The sequence below is a fragment of the Thalassotalea psychrophila genome, from assembly GCF_031583595.1.
Classification (GTDB): Bacteria; Pseudomonadota; Gammaproteobacteria; order Enterobacterales; family Alteromonadaceae; genus Thalassotalea_A; species Thalassotalea_A psychrophila.
This window is the reverse complement of record NZ_CP134145.1, coordinates 4,634,513-4,653,845: the sequence shown is the minus strand read 5'-3', so window position 1 is coordinate 4,653,845 and position 19,333 is coordinate 4,634,513. Positions and strand designations below refer to the sequence as shown.

Here is a 19,333-nt window from a genome sequence, read left to right as displayed (position 1 = left end):
AGATTGGTTGGGATCTAGTTTACTCGATTAATTATAAAAATTCAGACAAATGGCAATATTCGTCTTATAATCTTGATGATAAAATATTTAAACTATCTTCCAAATATACAGGTTACTCATGATCAAAGTTAACGACACTATTCCTGCAGGAACATTACAACAATTAACCGCGAGTGGTATGGAAAACCATAGCACTGACGAATTATTTGCCAATAAAAAAACAGTGATGTTTGCTGTACCAGGTGCATTTACACCAACGTGTTCGGTATCGCATTTACCTGGCTACGTAGTAAAATTTGATGAGTTCAAGGCCAAGGGCGTTGACCAAATTATTTGTTTATCAGTAAATGACGCTTTTGTTATGGAAGCATGGGGAAATGCCCAAAATGCTGAAAACATAATGATGTTAGCTGATGGTGATGGTAGTTTTACCAAGCTATTAGGCTTAGAAATGGACACTGCCGGTTTTGGTGGTATACGTTCACAACGGTATGCTATGGTTATCGAAAATGGCGTAGTTACTCATTTAAATATCGAAGCACCGAAAGAATTTGAAGTAAGTAAAGCTGAAAGCGTACTTGCCGTACTTTAGAAAATAAAGAGATTGTTATGTTGAAAAAAGAAATGGTTGACCAATTAAACAGCCAAATTAATTTAGAGTTTTATTCATCAAATTTATACCTGCAAATGAGTGCCTGGTGTGAAGATAAAGGCTTTGAAGGCGCGGCTGCATTTATGCACAAGCATGCTATTGAAGAAATGCAGCATATGAACCGTATTTTTACTTATGTGAGTGAAACTGGCTCTATGCCAATTTTAGGTGCTATTGAAGCTCCGCCGCATGAATTTAAATCGCTAGTAGATGTATTTCAGGCGACATATGAACATGAGTGCTTAATTACTGAAAAAATTAACTCTTTAGCTCATTTTGCATTTACCAATCAAGACTATTCTACCTTCAACTTTTTACAATGGTTTGTTTCTGAGCAACATGAAGAAGAAACCCTGTTTAAAAGCATTATTGACAAAATTGAATTGGTTGGCAACGATGGTCACGCCTTATTCTTTGTTGATAAAGATCTTGCTGAAATGGCCAAACAAGGTTCAACTTCAGCTGTACCTGAACCAGGTATGTAATAAAGGTGTCACTGGAAAAAGTAGACGTTTTAGTCATAGGGGCCGGCGCGGCTGGCCTTATGTGCGCTATTAATGCCGGTTACCGTGGGCGCAGTGTTGCCGTAGTTGATATGGGTAAAAAGCCTGGCCGTAAAATCATTATTAGTGGTGGCGGTCGTTGTAATTTTACTAATCAACATGCCGAGCCAAGCAACTACCTTTGTAGCAATCCCCACTTTGTTAAATCTGCACTTAGTCGTTACACTCAATACGATTTTATCGACATGGTAGAGCGTCATGGTGTGGAATATCATCATAAAACTTTAGGGCAGTTGTTTTGTGATGAATCGGCACATGATATTGTTGATATATTACTAACTGAGTGTGACTGGGCCGGAGTGGGTATTCACTTACAATCAGAAGTTTATAAAGTAAATAAAACTGACGAAGGCTATATTGTAACAACTAATGGCAAAGATTTTCAGTGCCAATCGTTAGTTGTTGCCGCCGGCGGTTTAACCATGCCAAAACTTGGCGCTACTCCAATTGGGTATAAAATTGCCGAACAATTTGGTTTAAACGTATTACCAACTTGTGCCGCTTTAGTTCCTTTCACCTTGCAAGATCAAGACAAGCAGCGCTTCGATGGTTTATCGGGTATTAGTGTCGATAGTATTGTTACCAGCGAAGACACCACCAGTTTTAGAGAAAACATTTTATTTACTCACCGTGGATTATCTGGCCCGGCAATTTTACAAATATCTTCTTTCTGGAAAGCGGGTCAATCAGTAAGTATCAATTTAATTCCTGATTATGACCTAGAACAACGCTTACAAGATATTCGTCAAGAAAGCCCACAACGAGCTTTAAAAACAGCGTTAAGTCATTTGCTGCCTAAACGGTTGATTGAACGTTTATATGCCGCCGAAGAACTGCCTGATAAACCGATGAATCAATTAAACCATCAAGAGTTTAAAGACATTGCTGATTATTTCCATAATTGGCAAATCAAGCCTAATGGTACTGAAGGCTATCGAACAGCTGAAGTCACTTTAGGTGGTGTTGATACTGATGAGCTATCAAGTAAAACTATGGAGAGCAAAAAGTCTCCGGGTTTATATTTTATTGGCGAAGTAGCTGACGTAACTGGCTGGTTAGGAGGTTATAACTTCCAATGGGCTTGGTCTAGTGGTTGGGCAGCAGGGCAGGTTGTTTGATTATTATTAATCACTAATTTAAACCTTATCCATCCAGTTCTTTTACTAGAAAAAATTGGATGGAGCAGGTTATTCTATTAATTTACTGCCATCATTATTCTTAGTTGCTAAACTAATATGTGTTAATTGCTAAAACCACTCCAAATGAAATTAAGCCTAACCCACAAGCTTGATTTAACCTTTTTTTCATATTTAAAATGTGATTTTGTAGAGATTTTGCTGTAAATATTATTGCAACAATACTAAACCAGGCAAAATGAAGAAATGCGATATAAATTCCGTAGCCTAGTGCATAGTGGTTGTCGTTCGAATTGTTTGAAATAAGCTGACTAAATAAACTAATGAAAAATAACATTGTTTTTGGGTTGAGCATATTGCATAAAAAACCTTGTGAGATAAATTGCAGTGGTTTTGCTGTAGGTGCACCTACCTCTAGCGTTGCTAGCTTTTCATCCGCGGTTAAAATCCCTGTCACACCTAAATATATTAAGTAAGCTGCCCCCGCATATTTTACTGCACTATACACTAGCTCACTCTGTGAAATTAAGTAACTTAAACCTAGCATCGAATAAGTTATGTGCACGCCAATAGCAAGGCTGATCCCAATTGCAGTTAAGATCCCAGCTTTGCGGTTAGAGTTGATGCTATTTTTTAAAACTAAGACAAAATCAGCGCCAGGGCTGATAACAATTAATAGCCCGACAATGGCAAGACTTAAAATTTCCATAGATGTTCCAATGATGATGTTAATTATGAGCCGCTATTGTATATTTTCTTGGTGGTTTCTATAATCGAATAATCATCACCTTAAGTGTGAGTAAAACTACAAGATGAATCATTTAAAAGCATTTCATGTTTTTGATGTTGCCGCAGAGTCAGCAAATTTTAGTGAAGCAGCAGACAAGTTATGCATAACCCACGGTGCGGTGAGCAAACAGATCAAAAACTTGGAAGATTTTTTATCGGTAAAGCTCTTTCACCGACAAGGCCGAAAGGTATCATTAACGGATAAAGGTCGGATACTTAAATCCTACACGTTGCAATCTTTTCAACTACTAACAACAGGTGTTAACAAACTCTCTGAAGTAAAAAATAATTATCTGAACATTTCTTGTGAACCAACATTGACCATGCGCTGGTTGATGCCGCGCATGTCTGACTTTTACCAAACACACGCCAACTCTGACATCCGGCTGTCTACCTCAGGTGGCCCAGTTACTTTAGCTGATAATGAATTGTCGTTGGCGATCAGGCGTGATGATTTTGCATTAACGCAAAATTATAGAAAACAACATTTAGTCGATGAATGGGTGGGGCCTGTGTTTTCACCTGAGTACTGGCAGCAGGTAAAAGATGATTTTAAAGAAATTAAATTAATCCATAGTGATACCAGATCCGATGCTTGGCTGCAATGGATCACTAAATCGAAACAGTTATCTCTGTTAAAGAATTCAAATCAAACGTTTGCGCATTTTTATTTTTGCTTTCAGGCAGCCGTAGATGGTTTAGGGGCCGCTTTAGGCTCTTACCCATTAGTTGCTGACGATCTTAAAAGAGGCAAATTAATAGCTCCTTTTGGTTTTGTCCCGTCAGGAAATAGCTACATAATTCTTAGTCAACAACACACCAGCACGGATGCGTTAGAAACGGAATTTATCCAATGGCTTAAGAGCGAGATTTCGCAATGTATACCAACTGTAGGTGAGCAAGCGCGGCAGTAACATAATCATTTTCTAGCGTCATTTTTTACGAGCTTAATATGGTTGCTTTAAGTGAGTTTATTAGCACTTGCTTAAACCAAAGATGGGCTTTATTGTTATGGGTTCTTTGGTGGTCAATTAAATAAACATTAACTGCATACATACTCTCATACATAGTATAAACATGAGTGAAATCCTTTTTTAAATCAGCTGATTGCAGTAAAAAATGATTAGAAATTAATAAATGATCTGAGTTTTTCATAACTTCGGTAAGAAAGCTTAACTGCCCACTTTTCATCGCAATACGAAGTTGTAAATTGTGCTCCTCTAAAAAACGTTTCGCCGGGTTTTGCAGCGGCTTTTCATTAGGGTTATCATAAACAACATCTACAAATTTATATTGCAAACAATCTTCTATTTTAATGTCTTTAAGTTTAGTTAATGGGTGCCCTTTTCTGGCAATAATCACCGGGTATACCTGTCCTAGAAAAGTGGATGAAAAACTATCTTCATTGATATTATGAACATGTATAGAAAAATCTAAGGTACCATTTTCTAACTCTTTACCGGTAGTATTGCTTGAGGAGTGTTGGGCAATAACTACTTTAGGGGCTAAATTCTCGAGCTCATTTATTAGTGGCAATAATAAGGGGTAGCTCATTAATGAAGGTATTGAAATGTTAAATGTTTTAGTACAATTTTTAGGTTTAAACTCGTCACCCTCTATAAAGTCTCTAATTGAATTTAATAATTGCGCGAGCTCAATTTCTAGTTCTTGAGCTTTAACCGTTGGTCGCAACCCTGAAGTTTCGCGATGAAATAGCGGGTCATCAAACATTATTCGTAACTTTTTTAAGGCTCTGCTCATTGCCGGCTGAGATAAATATAACTTCTCAGCGGCCCTGGAAACATTTCTCTCTTTAAGTAATGTACTAAGAGAAACCAGTAAGTTTAAATCTAAACGAGACAATTGTTGTTCAATGCTGCGCATCGTAAATGCCCTACATAAAAAATATGATATCTATTTATCGTATACCATATATTTAAAAATGTCATTTCAGTTATATCAAAAGTTTTCTTATACTTTCCTCGAAATCTCGATTGGCAACTTTCAATAAGATTACCGAAAGTTTAATTAAGCATATGAATACTTTATAAAATTGAAGTTTGATGGTGCTTACAATCGCAAACCACAACATTTTTAAAGAGAACTAAATTTTTATGAATAAATTATTATTAAGCTCAATTATTATCGCCAGTTTATCTCTGTCGGCATGTTCCGCGAGCGACTCAAAAGAACAAACTACAGTAATAAGCTCAGATGTAACTGCGGTGACAGTTACTAAAGAAAATTATCCAACTATTGAAACGTCGCGCCAGTTTGCCATTCAGGTAAAAAATACTGGCGGCGTTAATAAACTAGATAGATTCAACGGTACTACTCAGGTTGATAACCAACCGGTTATTCGTATGAACCAAGATACGGTTTATACCATGGGTGTAGTCGATGTGTCAGAAGGCGCAACGGTTACCTTGCCAGAAGTGGGTGAACGATTCATGAGTTTACAGTTTGTTGATGCGGACCATTATATTTACCCTGCTGAATATGGCGCTGGCACCTACGACATTCCGCAAAACACTGATTATGTTTATGTGTTAATCAGAATCGCTGCAGAAACAGGAACCGATGAAGAAACAGCGTTGATCAGCAAGCTGCAAGAGCAAATCAAAATTAATGCAAATTCGGCTAAGCCTTATACGCCGATTAATTATAACAAAGCATCGCTTGCGGCAACCCATAAAGAATTACTTGCCGAATTCATGACTGGTAAACATGACCCACTAACCATGTTTAACGTTAAAGGTGTGGTTAATGAAGAAGCACGCCAAGTAGGCGCTGCTATTGGCTGGGCTGGTGGTCAAAAAAGAGACAATGTTTGGTCTATGCGTCCTGATTCTACTGATTTTAGCTGTCAATCAACCACGTTTGAAGACCCGCAAAACAGTGGTGGTTTTTGGTCTATTACTGTGTACGACAAAAACGGATTTTTATTCACACCTAACAACATAAACTCCTACAATGCCGTTAAAAGCGCAGATGGTACCTATACGGTTAGATTTGGTTGTGACGGTCAAGAAAACAACATTAACATTAACAACGACACTGGCACTTGGAATGCAATTATGCGCGCCTATCGTCCATCTCCATTGGTGCAATCAGGTCAATGGCAACCACTTAAACACGTAAAGTAATATTTTAAATTAATATATTTTAGGACACTCTAATGAATAAATTACTTATAAACTCTATGGTTGCAGCAACATTAACGCTTGCAACTGTTGCCAGCTCTTTTTCACATGCGACAGTAAATTCTGACGCAACAGTTAATCAAGCGTCAGAAATTATGGTTAATGATGAAAACTTTATTCGTGCCGATTCGAATGAACAATTTGCCAAATACGTAAAAGCCTTGGGCGCTTTTGGTAAGCTTCATCACAACCGCGGTTTATATGATTTAGACAATCAAATAACTGTGCGTGCCAACTTGGATACCATTTATTCTTTTGGTGTATTTGACTTATCAAGTCCGTTAACCATTACCATGCCAAATAACGAAGGTAAGTATCAATCGCTAATGTCTATTAGCCAAGATCACTCTATCACTTCGTTTTACGAAGGTACTCACACGTTAAGCGAAGAAAGCATTGGCAGCCGCTATGTCTTTTTAGCGATTCGTACGTTTGTCGATCCAGCGGATGAAGCTAGCTTGGCGCAAGCACATAAACTGCAAAATGCCATTACCTATAAACAAGCTAATATTGGCGAGTTTTCAGTACCTACGTACGACGCAAAAAGTTTAACTGCGATGCGTTCTAAGTACAATGCACTGGCCAGTAAATTGCCAACAACTCGTGGATTCTTTGGTGATATTAAAGAAATTGACCCTACGTTACACAAGTATGGCGCTGCTTACGGTTGGGGTGGTTTGCCTGAAAAAGATGCAATTTATGAAGGTGTTACCGTTGCAAAAAATGATGGTAAAACGCCATATTCTTTAACGGTTAAAGACGTGCCTGTTGATGCATTTTGGTCAATTAGTGTTTATAACAAAGATGGCTATTACACTAAAAATGAAGCAGGAATCAACGTACTTAATGGCGTGACCTCTGAGAAAAACGCGGACGGTAGCGTCACTATTAACTTTGGTAACAAAGGTGCAATCAATAACATCGATATTACTGAAGGTTGGAATTACACCATACGTTTATATCAACCGAGAGAAGCTATTTTATCGGGTGAATGGACATTCCCTGCGGCAACAGAAGTTAAGTAACTTTTACTAAATGTTTGAATTAATCGGCATATTTATTATGAATATGCCGATTTTATTATAGAGAAAAGACATGAAAAATAGCGTTACTCACTTTACTCTGTGCTTTACACCTAACGGCTAATGCACAGCAAGGTAGCTCTACCGACGAAGTTGCTAAAGAACTCGCCAACCCAACATCAGCGTTAGCGAGCTTGCATTTTAAATTTCAAACCCGAGCGTTTGAAGGAGATATCTCCAACACCGATAAACAACAAAGCAATTTAGTTTTATTTCAATCCAGTCTTAGATAATGGACGAGATATTTTATTGCTATTTGGTGAAGTGGCTCATCTACAATTATTTAACGGCTTTAATCGGTCTTGAAAGCTCAGGAAGTGAGATTGGATGTCTTATATAAATTCGTAATTATCTGATTTTTTTCTAAACTATTAGCATACTGTTAATTAAATATTGGAAAGCTTATGACCATAATGCAGAAATTTTACTGGCTTGTTGCAACTGTCGGTAACCTTATCGCATTTGTGTTATTTATTAATAATGCTGGCGTATTTGAGTTTGTATTTATTACGATTACTTTGCTTTATTCCATCGTGGGATATTATGATCAGTTTTACAGTAAGCATACTCTGAATCGCTTATATCCAGTAGTCGCTTATATCCGTTATTTTCTTGAGTCATACCGAGTTGAAATTCAGCAGTATTTCATTGCCAACGACACTGAAGAACGTCCATTTAACCGCGAGCAACGTTCACTCGTTTATCAACGTGCAAAGAATGTTAGAGATACAATTGGCTATGGTACGCAGAGAAATTTAGTAGAAGAAAACTACCTTAGTTTATTTCATTCAATGCACCCAAAAACAGTGCAAGAACAAGCTCAGAAAGTGACTTTTGGAGGGCCTGATTGCCTGCAACCATACTTAGTGTCTTATTTAAATATATCGGCGATGAGCTTTGGATCTCTTAGTGCAAATGCCATTGAAGCACTTAATTTAGGGGCGAAAAAGGCCGGCTGTTTTCATAATACAGGTGAAGGTGGCGCTAGTCCTTATCATCTTAATCATGGCGGCGATTTGGTCTGGCAAATTGGCTCCGGATTTTTTGGCTGTCGAGATGATGAAGGCAACTTCAACCCTGACACTTTTGCAATAATGGCCAATAAACCACAAGTTAAAATGATAGAAATTAAACTCTCACAAGGCGCAAAACCAGGGCATGGTGGTGTATTACCCGCGGCTAAAATAACCGATGAAATTGCCGCCATTCGTCACATTAAAAAAGGTAAAGATTGCGTCTCTCCTGCAATCAACCCTGAATGTACAACGCCTAAGGCGTTGCTAAACTTTGTTAAAACACTACGTGATTTAAGTGAAGGTAAGCCAATAGGATTTAAATTATGTATTGGCAATCCTGTCGAGTTTCTTGGGTTATGTAAAGCAATGTTAGAAACGGGAATTTATCCTGATTTTATTACTGTTGATGGCGCTGAAGGCGGCACGGGTGCTGCACCAATTGAATTTGCTAATCGTCTTGGCATGACCTGCCTTGAAGGTGTTAACTTCGTACATAATGCATTAACCGGGATCGGCTTGCGCGATAAAATTAAAATCATCGGCTCTGGCATAACGGCATCGAGTTTTGATTTATTATCTAAAATTGCCGTCGGTGCAGATACAGTTAATGCTGCGCGAACCATGATGATGTCGATAGGTTGTATTCAAACTCGACATTGTAATACCAATTTATGCCCAACCGGCATTGCTACACAAGATCCTGTACGTAGTAAAGCAATTAACGTGACGGAGAAAAGTGAGCGAGTACGTAATTTCCATCACAATACCTTAGAAAGCTTTTTTGAATTAGTCGGCAGTATGGGACTAGATGACCCGGTTAAACTTACGCCTAATATGGTCAAACGACGTACACCTTATGGATTGCTGATGTCTACTGGTGGCCTGGTTGAGCCACTTGCTGAACAGAGCTTATTAACAGACTCCAAAGAAGATGGAATTTGGCAGAAATGGTGGCACCAAGCCAGTAGTGAGACCTTTTATGCGGATGACGTTTATATCATTACCCCCGCAGAAATAAGAACACAGCACACTAAAAGTAAATGATTAAAGTGTTAAATTAATGAGCTGTAATTAATTGCTAATTAACGACTTTAGTCACCTGTATGTTTAAACGTTTTGCCGCTCTATTTAAGTTGCCTCTGTCGGTAGATAAACGTCTGGCAGTTGCTGCCCAATTGCCGTTTTCTTCTGTTAATATTTTAGTTATTAACCTACGCTGAAAATTTTCTGTAGCCTCTCTTAGGTTAATATTTTCTTCGACCATTTGTTCTGAAACAGAGCTTAACGCGGTGTCGATTACATTACCCTGCAAATCTTTTTTTAATAAACTGAGTAAGCTTCCGCAGTCCTGCTTTTCTATGTTTACGACACTTGCATTTCTTTGGCGTGCACTCGCTTTTAAAGCTGCGCGACTAATCACATGCTCTAACTCTCTTACATTGCCAGGCCAATCATAATTACTCAAATAGGTAATCGCGTCTAGCGAAGCTTTTAATTGCACGATGCCTAATTTGCGCCTAGTGTTTTCGATAAAGTAACCAATCAGTAATACAATATCACCTTCGCGTTCACGTAGTGGTTCAACGGTGACCGGATACACACTTAGGCGATGATATAAATCGGCGCGAAAACGCCCCGCATCAACTTCTGTTTTTAAATTTCGGTTCGTCGCCGCGAATATACGTACGTCAACTTGTTCTACTTTATCCTGCCCTACGGGTTGTATTTCATTGTTTTGAATTGCTCGCAATATCTTACTCTGTGCGCTGAGTGGTAGTTCGCCAATTTCATCTAGGAACAAGGTTCCGCCATCGGCAATTAAAAATTTACCAGCTCGATTTTGTTCGGCGCCGGTAAACGCACCTTTAATATGACCAAACAACTCACTTTCAATTAAATTTTCAGGAAGAGCTGCACAATTAACATAAACTAAAGGTGCTGTTGCTCTATTGGACTGCTGATGCAGTGTTCTTGCTACCAACTCCTTTCCCACGCCTGTTTCACCATAGATCAAAATATTAAAATCTGAGGGCGCCACTATTTTTATTTCATTCTTTAGTCTAGTTATGCTGGCGCTGTAGCCAATAATTTCACCTCCGTCTCTTTTTAATGCTTCTTGAGTGAGTTCGTTCACAACTTTTTGATTATGGATGGCTCTGCTTTCCAGTTGTTCAAGCAGTAAGGCAGTATTAAGAGTGTTAGCAGCGATTGAAGTGATTACATCTAATGTTCTGCTTGGAATATTATCGAATACATGTGGGGTTAGGCTGTCTATGGTGAGTAAACCTAATAATTTATCGTTAAAGTACAATGGTATCCCCATACACGCATGCACAGGTAAATCACCTTCTCTGTCAGCAAGTAGACCGTCATAAGGATCAGGTAGAGTGCTATCTGCCGAAAACCTCACTGCAGTGGATGAATTGCAAAGTACTTCAAATCTAGGGTGTTCTTTAATATAGAATCGTCTGCCTAATGTGTCTTTAGTTAACCCTTGTTGAGCGATTGGCTTCAATAAATCATGATGAAATGAGAGTAAGGCCACCGCATCACAGGCAATAGTTTTTCTTACGGTATCAAGTAAACGATCGAATCGATCATTCGAACTCACGCTGTTAGTTAAATCAATCGCAAGCTGCAGCAGTGCATTTGAGGTTATTTCATTCATGACAATCTCCAGAGAACTTCACTAATGATACATGAGTGTCAAAATGACATCAATATAACAGTGTCATTATGACTCAATATGTGTTGCCCTTCCATTTAAATCCTTAAAAAAACATGCAGTTAGTAAGTTGGCATTGTGTTTGCAATATAAAGAGTACTAGGACAACACTGGAATAAACCATGTACTCACAATTTTATATCGCAAACCAACTGCCACAAATTGACAATGCTCTAAATTTTCAAAAATGTTTAGTCGTGGGTAATTGGTTGATGGTGGCATCTTTAATCATTGTATCGATGTGCATTGCAATAACCTTTGGTTTTGAAGATAGCTTTGGTATTCCAACACAAATTTCAGCGCATATTGCCACTATCGTTTTCGCCGGTTTATTAAAAATTGGCTACGTACTACGTTGTGTTGCATTACACGCTTTTGGAGTGAAAGTTTTTTAAATGATTTCTATTAATGACCCTGAATTACAACAACTGCAGCATGATGCTAACAGTCAACATAGTACATTCACCAAGTTAACAAAACATGCTTTATTTGATTTACCGTTTCGCTCATTTTTCTTGTGCGCAGTATTAGCTTCAATGGTATCTCTTGCTCTGTGGTCTGCACACTTAAGTGGCAATATTAGTTTTCTTAACGGCGAATTATCAATAACGGTATGGCACGTACATGAAATGTTGTTTGCTTTTGGCGCAACGGTTGCCGTTGGCTTTATATTAACTGCTGTTCAAACTTGGACGGGCCAAGCTAGTATTAAAGGTTTACCTGTAATCGCTTTGTTGGTGTTGTGGTTTTTAGTGCGTATTTGTTTACTAGTAAATTCCAGTAACTCGGTTTATTTAGGTGTAATACTGCAATCTGTTTGGTGGTTGAGTGTAATAAGCGTTTTTGCCAAACTCACATTAAAGGCAAAAAATCGTCGTAATTACTTATTTATCCCGCTATTAAGTGCATTGATGTTACTGAATTTAGGCGTGCTGCTTTTTGATTTAAATGGCAGGACTGACTTATCGTTGCATTTTGCCAAAACAGTAGTGCTAATGTTTGGTTTAATGATGGGTATTATGGGCGGTCGTGTTATTCCATTTTTTACTACAGCTGCAACTCGTATAGGAAAAATAACCACGCCGTTTTTCTTAACGCCTATGTTACTAGTGACTTCTATTGCTGGCATTAGTGTATTTTTCGTTGGGAAGTTTATCAGTTTGCCTTTTACACCTGCTGTTTTGATGATAGCAAGTGGCCTGTTGCATATAGTTCGCTTAGCCTTTTGGCACAGCACGGTAACCGTTAATGTGCCATTGCTATGGTCACTGCATTTGTCTTATTTTTGTTTAGGCTTTGGTTTAATTCTTCTAGGTTCAAGTTACTTACAACCTTACCTGCAATTTAATGATGCACTACATTTAATAACGATAGGCGCTATGGCATTAATGATTATTGCCATGATGAGTAGAGTATCACTTGGTCATACTGGTCGAGCTTTAAAAACTCATAAAGCTGTTCCTATTAGCTTCATACTTATTTTTTCTGCCGCACTTGTTCGAGTATTTCTACCTTTAATACAAGAGTACCAACTCGCTTGGCACCTAAGTACCACTTTGTGGATTTTCGCCAGTGTGATCTTTTTAACTATTTATAGCCCAATTTTATCAAAACCTAGATCTTAATTTTTTTATTATTTACATTACTACTAACAATACTTCGGAGTATTCATGTTAACAGACGCACATATTAGCATCATAAAAAGTACCATCCCTTTATTAGAAAATGCCGGCTCAGCGCTTACCAACCATTTTTATAAAAGAATGTTTTCTCAAAACCCTGAACTGCAAGATATTTTCAATATGTCTAATCAACATACTGGTCGCCAACAAGTCGCGTTATTTGAGGCGATAGCAGCCTATGCAAAAAATATTGATAATCTAGCGGCATTAACTACCGCAGTAGAACGTATTGCGCAAAAACATACCAGTTTTAATATTCAGGCAAAGCACTATGAAATTGTTGGCATGCACTTAATTGAAACACTGCGCGAATTAGCGACAGAAGCATTTACACCTGACGTTGAAGATGCCTGGACCCAAGCTTACTTATTTTTAGCGCAAATTTTTATCTCACGCGAAAGTGAACTTTATAAATTACGCTCAGCAAGTTTTGGCGGCTGGGCTGGTACGCGAAAATTTGTTATCAAAGAGAAAAATATTGAGTCTGAATTGGTGAAAAGTTTTGTGTTCGCGCCGGTCGACGGTCAGCCTGTTATTGACTATGTTCCAGGCCAATACCTTGGCGTAGAAGTAACGCCAACGGGCGCTGAGTACAAAGAGATCCGTCAATATTCATTGTCAACGGCCGCAAATGGTAAAACCTATCGCATTTCAGTTAAACGTGAGGTTAATGGTGTACCTGGAGTGGTGTCAAATTACTTACACGATGGCTTAAATGTAGGTGATGAAGTTAATTTATATGCTCCAGCAGGAGACTTCTACTTCGTTGATAGAAAAGCACCTGTAGTACTGCTTTCTGCTGGTGTTGGTATAACGCCGATGCAATCTATTTTAGAGACTTTAGCTGCTGATAAATACGATGAAAAAGTTCATTATTTACATGCTTGTGAAAACTCAGAGCAACACTCATTTGCTCAGCGAGTGCAACAGCTTACCACTGATAACCCTTGGCAACAGTTCACTTGGTATCGTAATGAAGAAAGTGACAATGAGAATATTGGTCATGGGGTAATGGATTTATCAACGCAAGATTTACCATTGGGTAATGGTGATTTTTATTTATGTGGCCCTATTCCATTTATGCAGTTTGCCAAACAACAATTGCTTACTTTAGGGGTTAGCGAAGATAGAGTGCATTACGAAGTATTTGGTCCGCACGCTGCACTTTAGACGTTACATTTTAGTACGTTAAAAAGAAAAATTCCCTAGCACTTGCTAGGGAATTTTTTGTTTTACTAAGATTTACGCGCTTCGTTGATACTGTTCACATGGATAATAATTAGTACCTTACAGTATCAACCAGTGCTCTTAATGTTTCTTTATCTTCACTCGGTATGGGATTAGTAAACAATACAACCGTATCAAGCATTTCAAAAGACTCAGCCAGAGAGATCACTGTTGAGATATCACTTATATTATTTTCACTAAAATCAAGGTAAATTAAATCTTCCATTGCCGCTAATGCGCTAATATCACTAATCTGATTTTTATTGATATACAAATAGGTAAGTTTGTTTAATGTCGATAATGCACTAATATCAGACACATGGTTGGCATATAAGCCTAATTCTGTTAATTCAACCAACCCTGATAAAGGAGCAAGAGCGTCCGCCGTATAGCCCAGGTCAAAATTCATACCCAAACCAAGACTTGTTAAGGTGGTCAGAGAAGATAAGCTTTCAATATTAGTAATATCATTCCCGGCCAAATACAACCCTGATAAGCTAACTAAGCCTGAAATGTTGGGTAGAGAAGAAATTCTATTACTGTTTAAATTAAGAATATTTAAGAACTCCAAATCGGCTAGAGGACTGATATCAAAGATTTGATTTCTTTCTAAATTCAAAACCCCTAAATTAACTAAATTTGCTAATTCGGTAATATCTTCTAATCGATTTGATTCTAAAGATAAATCAGCCAACTCGGTTAGGTTTTCAACAAAGCGAAGATCATCAATCAAATTATTTTCTAAAGACAAATAGGTTAGATCACTCATTATGGCTAGGGGAGAAGCATCTTTAATACGGTTTGCTTTTAAACTAAGCGAAGTAAAGCCACTGCCAAGATATAATTTGTCGAGACCGCGAAGATTTATTATTACCTTACTATGACACTCAATAGTTGTTATATCGGTTAAAAGCATTTCGCCGTAAAATTTATTTTTAATGCACTGGTCTAGATTAGGGTCAAGGAAACTTAAATCTTTTACTTGAATAGGAGCTAACTGAAATTGTTCGTCTAAGGGGTAGTAATCATCAAGATCGTTAACGTTATCACCATCGGTATCGGCTAAATCAATACGCGTATCTAACTTGAACTCCTGCAAATTTGATAAACCATCTTCATCTAAGTCCATTAAACCATCGCTAGCATTGTTGGCATCCAAACCATAATAGTTTTCGGCGTAGTCATAAATGCCATCTTCATCCGAGTCAATATCTGCTACACAATCTTCATTACTGAAGGATAAACCAGCATATTGACGTACCACACTGTAAAACTTGACATCTAGTTCGCAAAAAATTGGGTTATTTCCAACATTCAGAGTTTCGATAGGGGTGTTGTAATTTAACAGTGGATATAAATTACTGATATTATTGCCTTGTAAGCTTACAAACTTTAAATGCTTTAATTCAGCCAAAGGCGATACATCGGAAATCTGATTAGAAGATGTGTATAGAGTTCTTAAATTTTCTAAATTAGCCAGTACACTAATATCTTCAATTTCATTGCCATAGGCATCTAGCCTTTCTAAATTAATCAGGTTTTTAATAGGTGATAGATTTTCAACTTGATTGTTTGACACTTGTAAAATTTTCAAACTAATCAAATTATTAATAGGCGACAAATCAACTAGTTCATTCTTTAAGAAACTAAGATGCTCTATATATTTAAATTCTTCAATACCACGGATATCAGAAATACCATACCCGTAACATCTTAAAGTAGTCACCGCAGTTAGGTTCGTATCCTCAGGGTATTGTTCAGCAAGACATTGAGCAAAGTTTACATCGAAAATTTTCACTTCACTTATTTTACTTGGAACCAAGTAATAGTCAGGATCATTTGGATAATGATCACTATTATCACCGATACCATCTCCATCAGTATCAACAGACTCTGTTGCATCTAGAGGAAATAAGTCATCATCATTTAATACGCCGTCGCCATCAATGTCAGTATCGGTATTATTACCGATACCGTCACCATCGGTATCAACAGACTCTGTTGCATTTAACGGAAGTGCGTCATCATCATTTAATACGCCGTCGTCATCAATATCAGTATCGGCGTTATTCCCTATGCCGTCACCATCGGTATCAACAGACTCTGTTGAATTGAACGGAAATACATCATCATTATTTAATACGCCGTCGCCATCAATGTCAGTATCGGTATTATTACCGATACCGTCACCATCGGTATCAACAGACTCTGTTGCATTTAACGGAAGTGCGTCATCATTATTTAATACGCCGTCGTCATCAATGTCAGTATCGGCATTATTTCCTATGCCGTCACCATCGGTATCCACAGACTCTTTTGAATTTAACGGAAATGCGTCATCATCATTTAATACGCCGTCGCCATCAATGTCGGTATCGACGTTATTTCCGATACCGTCACCATCGGTATCCACAGACTCTTTTGAATTTAACGGAAATGCGTCATCATCATTTAATACGCCGTCGCCATCAATGTCGGTATCGACGTTATTTCCGATACCGTCACCATCGGTATCCACAGACTCTTTTGAATTTAACGGAAATGCGTCATCATCATTTAATACGCTGTCGCCATCAATGTCGGCATCATTATCATCACTGATCCCATCGCCATCAGTATCGATTAAAATTTGTTGAGGTTCAGCTTTACTGTTCGATTCTGAACCTCCACAAGCGGTTACTAGGAAAAGTAAGGTGAAGCAAAATATGCTTTTGAAATTAAGAGCTTTAGGCATGACAATCCTTTGTACAAATTTGGAATGTCCAATATGTCAGTGCCTTAAATAAATAACAATTTAATATTTATCAAATAGTTATTAAATTTTTATGTATTATTTATATAAGTTCATATACTCCAATGTTTATGTGATTTGTCAGCCGAAATAGTATAATTGAATAGAGAAAATCCAAATTGTTCAAGGCAGTAAAAAAGCACTTAGTTTAATTTTCCCCAGGATAATAACTACGTTTTGCCGCCTTTTTCACATCTTCAAGATAATAATGAACTGCTCGTAATTTACCTTGAGAATATAGTTCGGCTTGATCATTAAAGTGTGGAGATTCTGGATTTCCGCTTTGACCACCAGCAGTAATAGCTTTTGCTTTTACCTTGTCGCCAAACTCAACTACTGCAACAAAACTGTTGCCGCGGGTACCATAAATCTTTTTGGTGTTGTTGAAAGTACGTTGACCATATGCGGCTAAAGATCCCCAACGTGAAGAGGCGAAGCCAACAGGATAACTCGGCTCTGAATCATCAAATGGCTGCACGATATCACCAGTTAAACGCTGAAAGCGATTTATCTCACCCCAAGGAGTATCCCATTGACCAAAGTATGATGTAAGTTTATGAGCGGCAACCTTCAAGCTTTGTATGCCGATATTATTAGCAACTTCTAACATGTACTGATCAAAAGTAATACCTCTAGCTTTATAGCTCGCTAGGCCTTGTTCATCAGCTAATGCTTGTTCTCGTAATTCTCGCCCCCAAAATATGGCTAACGACGTTGCTTTACTGTCAATATTGGACTTTCTATCCCATGCTTTAAGTAATTCAATTTGCTGATTAAATACAGTTTTTTCAATATCTTTTAATAATTCATATTGCTCAAATAATACCGGTAATAATGCGTCAAATGCAGCAAGGTGTGGATCATAGGCCGCTGTAATTAGACTATCGATGGTGAAGTCTTTTTTATCTTTCAATATTTGTACTGCATTAATACCTCGATAATTCTCTGGGAATGTGGCCATATAGCTAGGGAAGTCACTTTGCTTAGGGCTAGCTTCACCAATTACAGAATAAGGCCAGTTGTTGGTATTTTGCAACCAACCCGTTGGCGGATTTAAAATACCAACCGTTTCTTCAATGCTATGTAACCCTTGCCACTCTGTTGCCGAGTTACTGCCATCAACTGGTTTGTTCCAATTGAAGTTTGTGTCGCGTTTAGGAATGAAATTACCATGAAAATACGCAATGTTGCCGCTATTGTCGGCATAAACAGTATTGTTTGATGAGTTGGTATGAAAGCGCATGGATTCTTTATAGTTTTCGTAATCTGTAGTTTTGGTGCGTAAATAAGATTGTTGTAATGCTTTAACGGGCTCGTTCATTAGTTTAATGCTGAGCCATTTATTATCAGTGCCGGCTATAATGGGTCCGTGATGAGTAAAGTAGGCGGTTACTTGCTTAGTTTTCATGCCTTTATCGGTTTTATAAGGCAGATCAATTACCTTTGATGTAAGTTTTTTCAACTCATTGTCGTAGCGATAATAAACGCCATCATCTTTTTTAACGATATCTTCTTCATACCAGTCAATGGCGTCGGCGCCGCTTGATGTATGCATCCAACCGGTTTTGCTATTAAAGCCCTGATAAATAAAGAACTGGCCCCACGTTACTGCGCCATAGGCATTTAAACCCTCTTCGCTAACCATATGCATTTCTGCGCGAAAGTAAAATGAAGTGTGCGGGTTAATTAAGAGTAATGCATTACCTGTAGCACTATTGCTTGGCGCAATGGCAAAACCGTTTGAGCCAGTTGGCTCTGCATGTGGGAAAGGCTTGTTCATCGCTAAACTCGCAGACTTATTGCCTTCATAAAAATCTTCCAGATCAGCTAAATTTACTCTTTCGATATCGCCTCCGATAGAGCCTTCGGTAAATGATAGAGCCATCCAAGGTTCAAAATGGGTGATCACTTTAGGCGTAACTTCCGGGTGTTTGTGCAAGTAATAATTTAAACCGTCAGCAAAGGCAACCATGAGTTTCTTCATTGGTTCAGGACTGATCTCAAACTGTTTTTTCAACTGTTCAGAGTTGATAAACAACTTCATCCGTAAATCACGATAAAGAGCCGACTCACCTTCTGCTTCGGCTAAGCGCCCCATGGCATTTAAATAATTTATTTCGATGCGGTTAAAGTCATCTTCGGCTTGCGCATACACCATACCAAATACTGCATCAGCATCAGTTTTGCCGTACACGTGCGGAATGCCCCATTCGTCACGCATGATGGTTATAGTTTTCGCTTGGCTTTCCCAACGTTCTGTATTGGTTTGTTCTGTTTCAACAGGAGAGCAACCAGTTAGAGCAATGATTAAACTGAGAATGATAAATGGAATGAGTTTTAACTGAGGCAACATGGACATAGCAGGCAGAATCCTTCAATGAAATATGGGTTAAGACTAACGGCAATGTATTGGTATTTCAAGAAGTGATAGAACGCAAATAATCATACGCGCTATCATAGAAATAAA

At 38.1% G+C, this 19,333-nt stretch carries 15 protein-coding genes; 10 read left to right on the top strand and 5 right to left on the bottom strand.

Translation table 11 applies throughout. The features are described from left to right. Positions 1–118: 118 nt before the first annotated feature. Genes RGQ13_RS19450 through RGQ13_RS19440 form a run of 3 tightly spaced genes read left to right on the top strand, consistent with a single transcriptional unit; the run spans position 119 to position 2,333 of the window. Positions 119–592 (top strand): peroxiredoxin, encoded by a 474-nt coding sequence (locus RGQ13_RS19450; protein WP_348391388.1) that lies wholly within the window; start codon positions 119–121, stop codon positions 590–592. A gap of 17 nt (positions 593–609) precedes the next feature. After that, positions 610–1,137 carry a non-heme ferritin gene (gene ftnA / locus RGQ13_RS19445; protein ID WP_348391387.1) on the top strand — a complete coding sequence of 176 codons (528 nt, stop codon included), beginning with the start codon at positions 610–612 and terminating at the stop codon, positions 1,135–1,137. Positions 1,138–1,148: 11 nt separating this feature from the next. Then, entirely contained in the window at positions 1,149–2,333 is a 1,185-nt protein-coding gene (locus tag RGQ13_RS19440) for a BaiN/RdsA family NAD(P)/FAD-dependent oxidoreductase (protein WP_348393439.1), read from the top strand. Positions 2,334–2,445: 112 nt separating this feature from the next. On the opposite strand, the gene RGQ13_RS19435 is transcribed toward RGQ13_RS19440, so the two are convergent. Continuing rightward, positions 2,446–3,060: a LysE family translocator gene (locus RGQ13_RS19435; RefSeq protein WP_348391386.1), complete on the bottom strand. Its 615-nt coding sequence runs from the start codon at positions 3,058–3,060 to the stop codon at positions 2,446–2,448. A 103-nt stretch (positions 3,061–3,163) separates the two neighbouring features. Here RGQ13_RS19435 and RGQ13_RS19430 point away from each other — a divergent pair, with 103 nt between their 5' ends. Beyond that, entirely contained in the window at positions 3,164–4,054 is an 891-nt protein-coding gene (locus tag RGQ13_RS19430; protein ID WP_348391385.1) for a LysR family transcriptional regulator, read from the top strand. A 25-nt stretch (positions 4,055–4,079) separates the two neighbouring features. Here the strand turns inward: RGQ13_RS19430 and RGQ13_RS19425 are convergent, their stop codons facing one another. Then, complete coding sequence (locus RGQ13_RS19425) at positions 4,080–5,024, bottom strand: LysR family transcriptional regulator (RefSeq protein ID WP_348391384.1); 945 nt, start codon at positions 5,022–5,024, stop codon at positions 4,080–4,082. A gap of 230 nt (positions 5,025–5,254) precedes the next feature. Here RGQ13_RS19425 and RGQ13_RS19420 point away from each other — a divergent pair, with 230 nt between their 5' ends. From RGQ13_RS19420 to RGQ13_RS19410, 3 genes are all read left to right on the top strand, one after another. Further along, the gene (locus tag RGQ13_RS19420) at positions 5,255–6,286 is read left to right on the top strand and encodes a DUF1254 domain-containing protein (RefSeq protein WP_348391383.1); all 1,032 of its coding nucleotides are present in this window, start codon (positions 5,255–5,257) and stop codon (positions 6,284–6,286) included. Positions 6,287–6,318: 32 nt separating this feature from the next. Next, positions 6,319–7,368, top strand: a complete 1,050-nt coding sequence (locus RGQ13_RS19415; protein WP_348391382.1) for a DUF1214 domain-containing protein — start codon at positions 6,319–6,321, stop codon at positions 7,366–7,368. Positions 7,369–7,829: 461 nt separating this feature from the next. Continuing rightward, the gene (locus tag RGQ13_RS19410) at positions 7,830–9,485 is read left to right on the top strand and encodes an FMN-binding glutamate synthase family protein (RefSeq protein ID WP_348391381.1); all 1,656 of its coding nucleotides are present in this window, start codon (positions 7,830–7,832) and stop codon (positions 9,483–9,485) included. 34 nt (positions 9,486–9,519) lie between these two features. On the opposite strand, the gene norR is transcribed toward RGQ13_RS19410, so the two are convergent. Next, positions 9,520–11,109, bottom strand: coding sequence for a nitric oxide reductase transcriptional regulator NorR (norR, locus tag RGQ13_RS19405; protein WP_348391380.1), 1,590 nt, complete (start codon positions 11,107–11,109; stop codon positions 9,520–9,522). A 179-nt stretch (positions 11,110–11,288) separates the two neighbouring features. On the opposite strand from norR, the gene RGQ13_RS19400 reads away from it, so the two are divergent. The 3 genes from RGQ13_RS19400 to hmpA are packed head-to-tail and all read left to right on the top strand — an operon-like array spanning position 11,289 to position 14,018. Next, entirely contained in the window at positions 11,289–11,561 is a 273-nt protein-coding gene (locus RGQ13_RS19400) for a hypothetical protein (protein WP_348391379.1), read from the top strand. Further along, positions 11,562–12,791, top strand: a complete 1,230-nt coding sequence (locus RGQ13_RS19395) for an NnrS family protein (protein WP_348391378.1) — start codon at positions 11,562–11,564, stop codon at positions 12,789–12,791. Positions 12,792–12,836: 45 nt separating this feature from the next. After that, positions 12,837–14,018 (top strand): NO-inducible flavohemoprotein, encoded by a 1,182-nt coding sequence (hmpA, locus tag RGQ13_RS19390; RefSeq protein ID WP_348391377.1) that lies wholly within the window; start codon positions 12,837–12,839, stop codon positions 14,016–14,018. Between the two features lie 109 nt (positions 14,019–14,127). On the opposite strand, the gene RGQ13_RS19385 is transcribed toward hmpA, so the two are convergent. Both RGQ13_RS19385 and RGQ13_RS19380 read right to left on the bottom strand, forming a co-directional pair. Beyond that, positions 14,128–16,809 carry a leucine-rich repeat domain-containing protein gene (locus RGQ13_RS19385; protein ID WP_348391376.1) on the bottom strand — a complete coding sequence of 894 codons (2,682 nt, stop codon included), beginning with the start codon at positions 16,807–16,809 and terminating at the stop codon, positions 14,128–14,130. Positions 16,810–17,014: 205 nt separating this feature from the next. Continuing rightward, the gene (locus RGQ13_RS19380) at positions 17,015–19,225 is read right to left on the bottom strand and encodes an acylase (protein WP_348391375.1); all 2,211 of its coding nucleotides are present in this window, start codon (positions 19,223–19,225) and stop codon (positions 17,015–17,017) included. Positions 19,226–19,333 lie beyond the last annotated feature (108 nt).

Excerpts from the sequence above, each read along its gene's own strand:
- RGQ13_RS19450 (WP_348391388.1), top strand. The coding sequence starts at position 119 with ATGATCAAAGTTAACGACACTATTCCTGCAGGAACATTACAACAATTA.
- ftnA (WP_348391387.1), top strand. The coding sequence starts at position 610 with ATGTTGAAAAAAGAAATGGTTGACCAATTAAACAGCCAAATTAATTTA.
- RGQ13_RS19435 (WP_348391386.1), bottom strand. The coding sequence starts at position 3,060 with ATGGAAATTTTAAGTCTTGCCATTGTCGGGCTATTAATTGTTATCAGC.
- RGQ13_RS19430 (WP_348391385.1), top strand. The coding sequence starts at position 3,164 with ATGAATCATTTAAAAGCATTTCATGTTTTTGATGTTGCCGCAGAGTCA.
- RGQ13_RS19425 (WP_348391384.1), bottom strand. The coding sequence starts at position 5,024 with ATGCGCAGCATTGAACAACAATTGTCTCGTTTAGATTTAAACTTACTG.
- RGQ13_RS19420 (WP_348391383.1), top strand. The coding sequence starts at position 5,255 with ATGAATAAATTATTATTAAGCTCAATTATTATCGCCAGTTTATCTCTG.
- RGQ13_RS19415 (WP_348391382.1), top strand. The coding sequence starts at position 6,319 with ATGAATAAATTACTTATAAACTCTATGGTTGCAGCAACATTAACGCTT.
- RGQ13_RS19410 (WP_348391381.1), top strand. The coding sequence starts at position 7,830 with ATGACCATAATGCAGAAATTTTACTGGCTTGTTGCAACTGTCGGTAAC.
- norR (WP_348391380.1), bottom strand. The coding sequence starts at position 11,109 with ATGAATGAAATAACCTCAAATGCACTGCTGCAGCTTGCGATTGATTTA.
- RGQ13_RS19400 (WP_348391379.1), top strand. The coding sequence starts at position 11,289 with ATGTACTCACAATTTTATATCGCAAACCAACTGCCACAAATTGACAAT.
- RGQ13_RS19395 (WP_348391378.1), top strand. The coding sequence starts at position 11,562 with ATGATTTCTATTAATGACCCTGAATTACAACAACTGCAGCATGATGCT.
- hmpA (WP_348391377.1), top strand. The coding sequence starts at position 12,837 with ATGTTAACAGACGCACATATTAGCATCATAAAAAGTACCATCCCTTTA.
- RGQ13_RS19385 (WP_348391376.1), bottom strand. The coding sequence starts at position 16,809 with ATGCCTAAAGCTCTTAATTTCAAAAGCATATTTTGCTTCACCTTACTT.
- RGQ13_RS19380 (WP_348391375.1), bottom strand. The coding sequence starts at position 19,225 with ATGTCCATGTTGCCTCAGTTAAAACTCATTCCATTTATCATTCTCAGT.